This window comes from Arthrobacter sp. NPDC090010 (genome assembly GCF_044748305.1).
Taxonomy (GTDB): domain Bacteria; phylum Actinomycetota; class Actinomycetes; order Actinomycetales; family Micrococcaceae; genus Arthrobacter_E.
On sequence record NZ_JBIVFT010000004.1, the window covers coordinates 117,388 to 130,033 of the forward strand.

The following is a 12,646-nucleotide window of genomic DNA, read 5'->3' on the forward strand; positions in this document are numbered from 1 at the left end:
ACTTGAGCACAGTGTTGCCCCGCAGGACTGTGCTCAACTGGCTTCTCGCGAGAGGCTGCTAGCCCTCGAACAGGGCGTTGAGCACGTTCCTCGCCCACTCCAGGACCTGGGCGTCCGCCAGGTCGCGACCGCCCACCCGGGCCGTCTTGGGCTTCGGGATCAGGATGGCGTTGTTCATGGCCGGCTTCAGCTGCGAGCCGGGGTACATGCGGTTCAGACGCATGATCTTGGACTCGGGAAGCGCAGCTGGAGCGAACTTGATGAAGTTGCCCTGCGTGGCGACGTCGCTGAGTCCGACGGCGCGTGCCGCCACCCGGAAGCGGGCCACGTCCAGGAGGTTCACCACCGGGGCCGGCGGCTCGCCGTAGCGGTCCACCAATTCGGCGCGGACCTCCTCGATGGCCTCCTCCGTGTGGGCCGCGGCGAGCTTGCGATAGGCCTCTAGACGGAGCCGCTCCCCCGGCACGTAGTCGTGCGGAAGGTGGGCGTTGATCGGCAGCTCGATCTTCATCTCGGCCGTCGCCTCCTCCTTGTCCCCCCGGTACTCGGCCACGGCCTCGCCGACCAGCCGGATGTAGAGGTCGAAGCCCACGCCCTGGATGTGCCCGGACTGCTCTCCGCCCAGGAGGTTGCCCGCGCCGCGGATCTCCAGGTCCTTCATGGCCAGCTGCATGCCCGCACCGAGTTCGTTGTGCGCGGCCACGGCTTTCAGCCGCTCCAGCGCCACCTCGCCGAGCGGCTTCTCCGACGGGTACAGGAAGTAGGCGTAGGCGCGTTCGCGACCACGGCCCACGCGACCGCGGAGCTGGTGCAGCTGCGAGAGGCCGTAGTTGTTGGCGCCGTCGACGATGAGCGTGTTCGCGTTGGAGATGTCCAGCCCGGTTTCGATGATGGTGGTGCAGACCAGGACGTCGAAACGCTTCTCCCAGAAGTCCACGATGATCTGCTCCAGCCGGGACTCGCTCATCTGTCCGTGCGCCACCTCGACCCGGGCTTCCGGGACCAGCTCCCGGATGGAGGCTGCCACGCGCTCGATCGAGGCGACCCGGTTGTGCACGAAGAACACCTGGCCCTCACGCATGAGCTCACGGCGCACGGCCGCCGAGACCTGCTTGTCCGTGTAGGGCCCGACGTACGTCAGCACGGGGTGCCGCTCCTCCGGCGGCGTGGCCAGTGTGGACGTCTCCCGGATGCCCGTCAGGGACATTTCGAGGGTGCGCGGGATCGGCGTGGCGGACATGGCCAGCACGTCCACGTTGGTGCGCATCTTCTTCAGCGCTTCCTTGTGCTCGACGCCGAACCGCTGCTCCTCATCGATGATCACCAGGCCCAGATCCCTGAACTGGACCTCCTTGGACAGGATGCGGTGCGTGCCGATCACGAGATCGACGCTGCCGTTCTTCACGCCCTCCATGGTGTCCTTGGACTCCTTGGCCGTCTGGAAGCGGGACAGCACCCGGACACGCACCGGGAAGCCGGAGAAACGTTCACTGAACGTCTCGAAGTGCTGCTGGGCCAGCAGTGTGGTCGGCACCAGGACCGCCACCTGTTTGCCGTCCTGAATGGCCTTGAATGCGGCACGCACGGCGATCTCGGTCTTGCCGTAGCCGACGTCGCCGGAGACCAGGCGGTCCATGGGGATCTCCTTCTCCATGTCGGCCTTGACCTCGTTGATGGTGGTCAGCTGATCCGGAGTCTCCACATAGGGGAACGCCTGCTCCAGCTCCCGCTGCCACGGGGTGTCCGGCCCGAAGGAGTGTCCCCGGGACGCCATGCGCGCCGAGTAGAGCCTGATGAGCTCCCCGGCGATCTCCTTGACCGCGCGCCGCGCCTTCGATTTGGTCGAGGCCCAGTCGGAGCCGCCCATCTTGCTGAGCGTCGGAGTGTCCCCGCCGACGTAACGGGTCACCTGGTCCAGCTGGTCCGTGGGGACGAAGAGCCGGTCCCCGGGTGCTCCGCGCTTGGACGGCGCGTACTCCAGGACCAGATACTCACGCACGCCGTCGGCGCCGGCCGTCTTGCGCTGGACGAGTTCCACGAACTTGCCGATGCCGTGCTGTTCATGCACGACGAAGTCGCCCGCGTGCAGGGAGAGAGGGTCGACGGCGTTGCGGCGCCGGGACGGCATCTTCCGCATGTCCTTGGTGCCGCCACGGGCACTGGACCGGCCCAGCAGATCGGCCTCGGTCAGGAGCCCGAACTTCAGTCCGTCCAGCACGAAGCCGTGGCCCGCCTCCGCCGTCGTGATCTCGATGATGCCCGGCGCAGGGGAATCGGAGAGGCCGTCCACGCGGGCACAGGGCACGTCGGCGTCGTGGAAGAGCTCTGCGAGGCGCTGGGCAGGGCCTGGACCGTCGGTGACGACCACCAGACGCCAGGAATCCTTGATCCGGGAGCCGATGAAGTCCAGCATCTCCCCCACGTCGCCGCGGTACCCCCGGGGTTCGCGGGCCCGCAAAGCCAGCACGTCGACGTCGTGTTCGAGTTCCTCATCCACTCCCAGGGTGGAGACGTCCCACCAGGAGACCCCGGCCGCGTGAGCATCGCCTCGCGTGTCCCCGATGGAACGGAAGCTCGCCTCGTGCAGGAGGGCCTCCGGGTCCAGGCCGAGGTCCAGCGGGGCCGCACCGCCGTCGGACGCCGTGGACCAGGCCGCGGCCAGGAACTCCTCGTTGGTGGCGATCAGATCGTGGGCTCGCAGCCGGACCTTCTCCGGCTCGATCATGAGCGCGATGGAACCCTGTGGAAGCACCGAGACGAACGGGGACATCGAATCGACCAGGACCGGCGCGAGTGATTCCATGCCCTCCACGGCGACGCCGCCGGCGATCTTCTCCAGCATGTCCGCCGCGCCCGGCATGCTCTTGCCGAGCTTCGCCGCCCGGGACATGACCGACGGGGTGATGAGCAACTCACGGCAGGGTGGGGCCCATAGGGAGGTCGGGTGCACGGCTCCGTCGTGCAGACTCAGGGAACGCTGATCCGCGACGGCGAAGTAGCGCATCTGTTCCACCTCGTCGCCGAAGAATTCGATGCGGATCGGGTGGTCCTCGGTGGGCGGGAAGACGTCCAGGATGCCGCCGCGCACGGCGAATTCACCCCGGTGCGTGACCATGTCCACCCGCGAGTACGCCGCGGCGGCGAGGCGCCTCACCAGGTCCTCGAAAGGCTCCTGGGTGCCGACCCGCACCAGCACGGGCTCCAGGTCTCCGAGCCCGGTCACGAGCGGCTGCACGACGGCGCGCACCGGCGCCACGACCACGCGCAGGGGCGTGGGGAACGCCTCGGGGTGGGCCAGTCGGCGCAGTACGGTCAGGCGGCGGCCCACGGTGTCGGAGCGGGGCGAGAGCCGTTCATGGGGCAGGGTCTCCCAGCTGGGGAACTCCGCGACCTCCTCCTCGGGGAGATAGGCGCGCAGTGCCGCGGCCAGATCCTCCGCCTCGCGTCCGGTGGCCGTCACGGCGAGTACGACGGCGGGCGCCGTCGTCGTGCCATCCTGCGGCGGTGCGGTCGTGTCGTCGGATTCCAGCTCTCGCAGGCCGTCCACCAGTTCGGCGATGATCACCGGATTCAGTCCGCTGGGTGCTCCCAGGTGGAAATCGTCGCTGCGGCGCGTCCCCTGGGCCGCAGAGACCCGCAGATTGCCGAAGGCGGGGTCCTCCGAGAGAACGGTGCGCACACCGGCCAGACGGGCCTGGTGTTCCACGGGGGTGCTGGCGGATGCGGTGCGAGGACTCATGCTGGCGTGCTGCTTTCCTGGCGGGATTCATGGGAGGTGCCGCCGGGGACCCCGGGCAACACGAACACCCGGGACTTCGAAAAGTACCGGGTGTTCTCAGTGTAATCCGCAACGCGGGGTCACTGAGGGCCCATGTTCCGGCTGAACATGGGCCCTCAGTGACCCCGCGTTGCGGGGGACGCTGCTTACTCCGCGGGGAGCTGCAGCACCTGACCGGGGAAGATCAGGTTCGGATCGGAGATGGTGCTGGCATTGGCGTCGGCCAGAAGCTCCCAGCCGCTCTTGATGCCCAGCTTCTGAGCGATGGTGTTGAGGGTGTCGCCGGCCTTGACCGTGTAGGTCTTGCCCGAGAGCGCCACCTGGGCGAGGTGCTGGGGCTGGGCCTGCACAGGAGCAGGGGCCTGCTCAACCGGGGCCTGCTCGGCGGGCATCTGCTGAACAGGAGCCTGCTGGACGGGCGCCTGCTGAACGGGAGTCTGAGCCTGCGTCTGCGTGCTCTGAGCGGCGACGGACGCTCCGCCACCGGTGCCGGAGAGTCCCAGCTGCGCGGAGCAGGACGGCCAGGCGCCCCAGCCCTGGTTCGCCTGGACCTTTTCGGCGATGGCGATCTGCTGGGCCTTGGAGGCCTGGCTCGCCGAGCCGGTTCCGCCGTAGGCCTGCCAGGTGCTCTGATCGAACTGGAGGCCACCGTAGTAGCCGTTGCCGGTGTTGATGCCCCAGTTGCCACCGGACTCGCACTGTGCGAGGGAATCCCAGGTGGAGTTGTCGGCGGCGTTGGCCGCCGGTGCGGCAAGAGCCGCGCCTCCGAGCAGCGCGCCGGAAGCGGCGAGCACGGAGAGGGAACGGCGGGAAAGCAGGGAGAAGGTGTTCTTCGTCATGAATTTTAGATGCACGGGGCTCCACCGGTACTCATTCCGTCCCCGGAAATCCTCGTACGCCGCCGGCCCCTGACGATTGAGGTCAGGACGTGGTCACTGCACAGACGACGGCGGTCGGTGGATGGCAGTACCCGGCATATCGGGCCAATGACGATCATTGGTCACTGCACCGCTCAGGAAATGGCCACTGGCGGCGAGGTTCGTTATCAAACCTTTATCTAGATTAGGGCATCCGAGGGAAGACTCCAACTTTCTGCGCCTGTGAATCTGCTGTGCGGCCGCGTCGGCGGATCTCCCCCACTACCATGGTGGGTGGTCCCGCACTCCGCGGCAGCCCATCAGACATCTGGAGGATCCATGGCCCTGAACGCTTCCACCACCGTCCCCTTCGGCCTGCCTGACGTGGCCGCCGTCCTGGTGAACGAAGACTTCGTCCGCCACGTCAGCGAACTCGTCGGAGGCAGCCTCCAGGAGTTCACTGTGGAAGGCGACACCTCTTCGGTCTTCACGGCCACGATCGTCCGCACGGTACCCACCACACGCCTGCCGGAGATCGCCCGGAAGGTGGTCGGAGAGTCCCTCACGGTGACCCAGAAGGAAGCGTGGACCGCCCCGCAGGCCGATGGAAGCCGCCAGGCCGACATCCAGGTATCCATCGCCGGTGCCCCGGTCAGCGCCACGGCCGTGCAGAAGCTCGTGCCCGTGGACGGTCAGACCCGTATCGACGTTGACGGCGAAGTCACCTCGTCCATCCCGTTCCTCGGCGGTAAGATCGCCGGCGCGGCCGAGCCCATGGTCGGCAAGGCCCTGAACCTTCAGGCCCAGCAGGTTCAGTCCTGGCTCGAAAGCCGCTGATCCGGCCTCGCTGACACGGTGAGCTTCCGGTGAACTCGCGAGTTCCGTGCGACATCGTCCCCTTTGTGAGCGGTGTGGCACCCACCTAGCGAGTTCGCCCAAGGCCAACGCCCCGCCCAGCGGACTCGGCCCGCGCAGTCGCCGGTCCCGTTGCGGGGTGTGACGGTTGAGCCGGTGACTGTGGTCCTGCGGTCCTGCTGTTGCCTGGAATCCCGCAGACCCACCGGAGGCGGAATCACCTCGCACCGCGCCTCATCGATCGTCTCACCGTCGTCGACACTGATCCTCCGCGACCATGGAGCTTCAGGATTCTCTCCACCCACACGGCAACGATTCCGCGTTTGCACTCCACGCGCAGTCTCGCAGCCGACCAAGTGGAGACGATGGATGCCTTGGGACTCAACTGCTTCACAGTCGTCGGGCACGATCGAGGTGCTCGCCGGTCCGACAGCCGGGCGCAACCGCGGACGGACTGGTGAGACGGATCGAGACCACGAGGCACGAACACAATGGTCACCCTCACGGAGCTACGATTACGCTGTGCGTGGCCAAGGGAATCAGGGGGTCGAGCGCATCGACCGCATCCTCGAGTGTGTTGCCCGCGCGCCTGTCCCGCCACGGCTCACCGACATCGTCAACGGCACGGGGCTCCCCCGGAGCACCGTGGCCGATCTGGTGGATGATCTCAGACGGGCAGGGTATCTGCAGCGATCGGCGAACACCTACCGGCTTGGCGGACGCATGCAGATACTCACCTTGATCGCCAAGCTCCCGCCTCCGACGCCGATCGATCACGCCCGCCTGGAGGAACTCAGCCGGATCGCGAAGACTCCCCTTGCTCTCGCAGCACTTGTCGGTGAGGAGGTTCTCTATCTCGACACGGCCGGGCGCCAAGCCCCTCAGCGACTGCGAAGCATCTCAGACGATCTCCGCCCTCGTCCGGCGCTGCGCACCGCGGCCGGCCGGCTCTTGCTGACATTCGCCGACGACAAGCAGCGCGATCATGTGCTTCGCGCAATCCGCGAAACCGACCTGGAGTCCGTCGAAGCCTTCATTCGTGAGATGCCGACGATCCGGCGTACCAGGATCGCCCGTAGCGACGGTCTCGCCGATCCGGGTGTCCGAGCCCTCGCCTTGCCGGTGTACGAACACGGTTCGGTGACCGCCGCCGTCGTCCTCCTGGGACCGCGCCTCTCACATCGTTCCGCCTCGCTTGCCCAACTGACCCTCGAAAAGGCCGCCGCTGAACTGCTCGGCACCTGGGGTGACTGAACTGCCCGACGGCTGAGTTGAAGGACACCGGGCACGCAGATTCGGAGTGGGTTCGCCATCAATTCCGGATATGCGGATGTAGTGGGAAGCGGCAGGACGTGGTCGCAGACTCGAATTCGTGAGTGAACAACCAAGATTCCCAACAACCCGTCAGATGATCGATGAACTGCTGAGCACCCTGTATGGCGGCCATCCCGTGGGCGACTCCGGGGTGACCATTGTGGGAGGGGACCCCGTCTCGCCGTCGCCGCATCGGCTCGCGGATACGTCCGCGGCAGCGATCGCCGCTTTCGGCCACCAAATCGCCGGCCTCGACGGTGACCGCGGCGCGGCCATAGACCACGTGACGGTCGACGCGAGCGAAGCGCTGGATCAGCTCAGGGCGCCCTTCCTCGCCACGATCAACCAGGTCCTGCCGCACATATTGACGGACGACCAGAGCCTGCTTGGGCTCAATGACTTCTATCAGACCAGCGATGGCTGGGTATTCCTTCTTTCGACGTACCCGCATCTTCGTCGGGCCGTATGCGAGGTGCTGGGCTGTCCACCATCAGCCGACGCCATTTCGGCTTCTGCCCGCGGTTGGACTGCTATCGCGCTGGAAGAAGCCGTCGTCGCAGCCGGCGGGGTCGCAGTCGCCGCACGCACGAGTGAGGAATGGGCCGGCCACCCCGTCGGCCGGTATCTCGCTCCGCGTCCGGTGATCGAGCTGGAACGGATCGGAGACGGTCCGGTACGTCCCTTGCCAGCCATGGTGCACACGGACGAGCTGACAGACCGGTGGGCGCCACTGTCCGGGATCCGGGTCGTCGACAACACCCATGTCATCGCGGGGCCGGTGGCAGCCCGGCTTCTGGCGGCCTTCGGCTCGGAGGTCATCCACACCTCGCGCCCCGACAGCCCGGACCCGATCGGCATGCTCGCCGTCACCGGCGGAGGCAAGCGCAACGCCTACGCGGACCTGCGGACCGAGGAGGGCCGGGCTTCGTTCGAACGGCTGTCCGCTTCTGCGGACGTGGTCGTCAACTCCTACCGCAACTTGACCCAGTATGGCTTCGACCCGATGCAACTAGCCGAGCGGCACCCCGGGATCATCGCGGCTGAGCTGCATTGCTGGGGTCCTGACGGGCCGTGGGCACAGCGCGGCGGATTCGATCAGCTCGCATGCGCGGCAACAGGTTTCTCCTTCGATGAAGGCCTGGCACGTGGCGATGAGGCCGGGCGGCCGGCCTTGCCCCCGACACATCTGCTCAACGACTACCTCGCGGCCTATCTGGTCGGCACGGGAGTGGTTGCGGCGTTGCGGCGTCGCGCACGCGAAGGGGGATCCTGGCGCGTACGGGTCAACCTGGCGCGGGTCTGCATGTGGGTCAGAGCCCAAGGGACGTACCCTGTCGGTCACGTGTCGCAGATACCGATGCCGCCGCCAACCATCTCCTCGTACACCGTGACCGGTCCGCTCGGCACCATGACCGAGCCTGTCATTCCACTCACCTTCTCGGGCCATCGGACACCGACACCCGGGGCCCCGACGCTGCTGGGGACCGCGCCGGCGGTCTGGCAGCCAGGATCCTCGACGGCGGAATCCACCTGAGGCAGATTGCGAGCCTCTAGCTGTGGGAGCTCAGCGCGATTTCGGGCACGTCCTTCTCACGCCACCGGGCACGCAGCCAACGGTCGTGCGTGGCGATGACGACGGCACCGGCAAAGGACTCCAGTGCCTCCTCCAGCTCCTCCACCAGTGCCAAGGAGAGATGGTTGCTCGGTTCGTCCAGCAGCAGCACGCGCGGTGGATCCACGACCAGGGCGGCGAGAGCCACCCTCCTCTGCTGACCCACACTGAGCTCCCCGAGACTGCGGCCAGTGTCCCGCGCCGCAAGCAGACCGAGGCCGGCAAGCGGTGTCCGTTCCGCGCGATCGAACCCGACAGCACGTGCGTACCACTCGGCCGCGCTCTGCCCCGGGTCCTCGAACACGGTGTCCTGCGCCAGGTATCCGACCGGGGCATCCTCAGCCCAGTCAACGCCTCCGCCGTGTTCGACCGCTCCGGCCAGCGCCTTCAACAGAGTCGACTTCCCGCTCCCATTGGCTCCTGTGAGCAGCAGCCGCCCGTTCCGTCGCAGGCTGAAGGAGACCGGTTCCAGGCGGCCCGGCACAGTCAGCCGGTCAACACGCAGAACCGTCTCATCGGCCGACCGCGGCATTCCGGGGAGGGCGGACGACGGCGCCGCACCAGCCGCCGTCGTCGTCTCCTGAGCGCTCGCATCACCGCCCTCGAAGCCGGCGAAGCGCAAGGGCACCGGAGGGCGCCGGACGCGCCCGCGTTCGAGTGTTTCCAAGCGCACGCGGGCGTTCCGTGCACGGCGCGAGGTGACCTTCGCGTCCTTGTCGGTGTAGAACTTCAGGGACGCGCGGGCCTCGGTCCGCGGCTCATTCCTGCTGTTGACGTTACGGGCACCCACGTCGATCTCGTGGTGCAGCGCCTGCAGTTCGGCCTGTTCGGCGGCGTAGCGCTCACGCCATCGCCTCATCAGCTCCTGACGGGCACCGAGCGCGCTCGAATAGTCCCCGCCGAAATGCCGCACGCCGAAACCGCTGCCGCTGTCGGAGGTCTCCTGCTCGTCCGGAGTAGGACAGGCAGGAGCGCTCCCGCCCTCCCCCGGCCTATCCGGGACGGCGGAGGAGGAGGCATCGGCCAGGACGACTGCGGGCACCGGCAAGGGGTCCAGGTCCACGATACGGGTGGCCACCCGGTCCAAGAAGGTGCGGTCGTGGCTGGCGAAGAGCACGGGGCCCTTCCAGTCACGCAGTGCCGATTCCAGATACGCCACGGCGGCGTCATCCAGATGGTTGCTCGGTTCGTCCAGCAGCAGCGCCTCCGGTTCCTCCAGCAGGAGGGCCGCGAGGGCGAGGCGGGAACGCTGGCCTCCGGAGAGGCTTTCCACCGGGGTCCGCTCGTCCAGGCCGGAAAGCCCCAGCCCGGCCAGGACTTCTCCCCGCCGGGCCTGGGCGCTCCACGCGTCCAGACGTTCGGCGGTGTCGAGGGCCAGCGCGTAGGCCTCCACGTCCTGGGTTTCCAGAGCCGCCAGCGCATCGAGGACGGGCCGCTGGGCGCGGTCCAGGATCTCCCCGGCGCTCGCACCCTGCGGCGCCTGGAGCTCCTGGGCGAAATAGCCCAAGCGGTCCGGCCGGAGCACCAGGCCCGAGTCCGGGTACTGGGCACCGGCGGCGATGCGCAGCACGGTGGATTTGCCCGAGCCGTTCTCCCCGATGAGACCCACACGCTGTCCTGGTGAGACGGCGAAAGTGATGTCGCTGAGGATGCGGCGTCCGGCGAAGCGCTGGGAGATGCCGTCCAGCGCGAGGTGTTGAAGAGTCGAGGCGTGCATGAGAGTCCTTCCGTCAGAACGAAAGTCCCGCCGGTCATGCTGCGCGTTCGCCTCACCAGGAATGGTCCTGCGATCTCCCTGGCGGTTATCGCCAAGGACGACGCCCGGAGTAGGGCGTTCGGAAAGACCTGGAGAGGGATGGTGAGACGCAGCCACCGCGCCGTTCCTGAGAGCATCCACCGGGAGTGTCCGGAGGGCGGCAGGCGCGGAATTCATCAGCGGGACAACGGGCTTGTGGTGCCAGCTGTCAGCAGGCTGCGTCAGTTCTTCACCTTTCAAGGGTACCAGTCCACAGCCCGAATCCCCTCCGCCCCTGCCGCTGGGCGCCGTGCACTGCTAGGGTCTGCCGCAGGGAGGAGCTTCGCGGCCCACCTCCTCGACGTTCCTCAGACCGACGACGAGTTCCTCCTGGAGGCCCGTGATGAAGGACAAGTGGCACCTGATCCACCGAGAGCGCCAAGCCCTCGTCTCCGAGCTGGCAGGGATCCCCTCCGAGGCCTGGGAGACGCCATCGCTCTGCCCGGGCTGGGACGTGCATGATGTCCTGGCCCACCTGGTCAACGACGCCAGAACCACTTGGGGCCGCTTCGCCTGGGATTTCGCCCGGGCCCGTTTCGACTTCGACAGGATGAACGCCCAGGGTATCGCCAGGGAACGATCCTCCAGCCCGAAAGTCACGCTCAACGTCTTCCGTGCGGTCAGTGGCCGCAGCACCGGCGCGCCCGCGCCCTTCCCGACCCGCCTGGTGGAGCTCTTCGTTCACGGTGAGGACATCCGGCGCCCCCTCGGGATCTCGCATGAGTATCCGCTGCCCGAGCTCGGAGAAGCTCTGAGCTACCAGCTGTCCACCACCGCCGACTTCGGAGGAGGCCGGGAGCGGGCGGAGGGATTGTCGCTCGAAGCCACCGATAGCGGCTTGCGGCACGGGTCCGGGCCCACGGTCCGGGGCAGCTCGCTCGCGCTTCTGCTGGCCGTCTCCGGACGGCCGGTGGACCCGGGCGAATTGGCCGGACCGGGCGCCGAGGGTTTCCCCGTGCGGAACCTCTCGGACTGAACGACGACGGCGGACACCGCGGACGGTAGAATGGAGTCTGGTGTGCCGGGAAGTCTGGTCGGCTCATCGTTGCTCGGCCGTCACGGTGCGAGGGCGATGGTTCTGTTCAGCCGACCATAAGGAACCCATGGCCCACACCCCAACCCTCCGCCGGATCCCCGAGAGACTGCGCATCACGCGCCTGCTCCGCAACGAGACCACGGGCGGATTCCTGCTTCTCGCGGCCACGGTTCTTGCCCTGATCTGGGCGAACTCGCCCTGGGGACCGGCTTATGCCGCGCTGCGTGATACCAGGATCGGACCGTCCGCGCTGCACTTGGACCTCAGTCTGGGCACGTGGGCCGCCGACGGGCTGCTTGCGGTGTTCTTCTTCCTCGCCGGCCTGGAACTCAAACGCGAACTGCTCCACGGTGAATTGAAGGATCCGCGCCGCGCCCTGCTGCCCGTGGCCGCCGCGGTCGGCGGCGTCGTGGTCCCTGCGGTGTTCTACGTGGCGGTCAATGCCGGGAATCCTGAGGCGCTGGCCGGCTGGGCGATCCCGACCGCCACCGACATCGCTTTCGCCCTTGCCGTGCTCGGCGTCGTGGGCTCACATCTGCCGGGCGCGCTGCGCACCTTCCTGCTGACGCTCGCGGTGGTGGACGATCTGATCGCGATCGTCATCATCGCCCTGTTCTACGGTGGAGCCCTTCAGATCGTTCCGCTGGTGTCAGCGGCGCTGCCGATCATCGCATTTGCGGTGCTGTGCCGCATCCAGGGCGGTCGCTGGGCTCGTTGGTGGCTGCTCCTCCCGCTCGCGGTGCTCGCCTGGGTCCTGGTGCATTCTTCAGGTATCCACGCCACCGTGGCCGGCGTGCTCCTGGCCTTCACCGTCCCCATGGGACGCGGCCGCAAGAGCCGGCGGACTACGACGTCGCAGGAGAGCGATCCTCTCGCCCTCGCCGATCGGATGGAACACTCACTGCGTCCGGTGAGCGCGGGGCTTGCCGTTCCGCTCTTCGCCTTCTTCGCCGCCGGGGTGAGTCTCGGGGGCTTCGACGGCGTGCACGCGGCGATCCAGGACCCTGTGGCTCTGGGCATCGTGCTCGCACTGGTGGCCGGCAAGTTCGTAGGGGTGCTGGGGACCACTTTCGCCCTGACGAGACTTCCGGGTCTGGCCTTGGACCCGGCCGTTCGCTGGCTCGACATGGCCGGGCTCGCCCTGCTCACGGGAGTCGGATTCACGGTGTCCCTGCTCGTGGCGGAGCTGTCCTTCACGGCAGGCGCCGACGGGCCGTCCCCGCACGCCGATCACGCCAAAGTCGCGATCCTCGCAGCCTCGGTCGTCGCAGCGGTCCTGGGCGCCGTCGTGCTCCGGCTGCGGAACCGTCACCACCGCAGGCGAGCCGAGGCCGCATAAGCCGTGAGCCCGCTTGCCCGGTGCGATCCCGCTCCTGAAGGGAACGATTTCGCACCGGGC

8 protein-coding genes are annotated in these 12,646 nt (G+C 67.7%); 5 read left to right on the forward strand and 3 right to left on the reverse strand.

What is annotated here, in order from left to right; genetic code table 11:
- Nucleotides 1–58 precede the first annotated feature (58 nt).
- Both mfd and ACIPXZ_RS08200 read right to left on the reverse strand, forming a co-directional pair.
- The gene (mfd, locus tag ACIPXZ_RS08195) at nt 59–3,739 is read right to left on the reverse strand and encodes a transcription-repair coupling factor (protein ID WP_400592217.1); all 3,681 of its coding nucleotides are present in this window, start codon (nt 3,737–3,739) and stop codon (nt 59–61) included.
- Between the two features lie 185 nt (nt 3,740–3,924).
- Nucleotides 3,925–4,617, reverse strand: coding sequence for a transglycosylase family protein (locus tag ACIPXZ_RS08200; RefSeq protein ID WP_400592220.1), 693 nt, complete (start codon nt 4,615–4,617; stop codon nt 3,925–3,927).
- Nucleotides 4,618–4,974: 357 nt separating this feature from the next.
- Here ACIPXZ_RS08200 and ACIPXZ_RS08205 point away from each other — a divergent pair, with 357 nt between their 5' ends.
- From ACIPXZ_RS08205 to ACIPXZ_RS08215, 3 genes are all read left to right on the forward strand, one after another.
- On the forward strand, nt 4,975–5,472 hold the full coding sequence (locus tag ACIPXZ_RS08205) for a DUF2505 domain-containing protein (protein WP_400592223.1): 498 nt from the start codon (nt 4,975–4,977) through the stop codon (nt 5,470–5,472).
- Between the two features lie 540 nt (nt 5,473–6,012).
- Nucleotides 6,013–6,744: an IclR family transcriptional regulator gene (locus ACIPXZ_RS08210; RefSeq protein WP_400592226.1), complete on the forward strand. Its 732-nt coding sequence runs from the start codon at nt 6,013–6,015 to the stop codon at nt 6,742–6,744.
- 118 nt (nt 6,745–6,862) lie between these two features.
- Nucleotides 6,863–8,338, forward strand: a complete 1,476-nt coding sequence (locus ACIPXZ_RS08215) for a CoA transferase (RefSeq protein ID WP_400592229.1) — start codon at nt 6,863–6,865, stop codon at nt 8,336–8,338.
- 16 nt (nt 8,339–8,354) lie between these two features.
- Here ACIPXZ_RS08215 and ACIPXZ_RS08220 read toward each other — a convergent pair whose 3' ends face one another.
- Entirely contained in the window at nt 8,355–10,133 is a 1,779-nt protein-coding gene (locus ACIPXZ_RS08220; RefSeq protein ID WP_400592232.1) for an ATP-binding cassette domain-containing protein, read from the reverse strand.
- 421 nt (nt 10,134–10,554) lie between these two features.
- Between ACIPXZ_RS08220 and ACIPXZ_RS08225 the strand changes: the two genes are divergently transcribed.
- Together ACIPXZ_RS08225 and nhaA are read left to right on the forward strand one after the other, a co-directional pair.
- Nucleotides 10,555–11,187: a maleylpyruvate isomerase family mycothiol-dependent enzyme gene (locus tag ACIPXZ_RS08225; RefSeq protein ID WP_400592235.1), complete on the forward strand. Its 633-nt coding sequence runs from the start codon at nt 10,555–10,557 to the stop codon at nt 11,185–11,187.
- A 127-nt stretch (nt 11,188–11,314) separates the two neighbouring features.
- Nucleotides 11,315–12,586 carry a Na+/H+ antiporter NhaA gene (gene nhaA, locus ACIPXZ_RS08230; RefSeq protein WP_400592238.1) on the forward strand — a complete coding sequence of 424 codons (1,272 nt, stop codon included), beginning with the start codon at nt 11,315–11,317 and terminating at the stop codon, nt 12,584–12,586.
- The last annotated feature ends 60 nt before the right edge of the window (nt 12,587–12,646 follow it).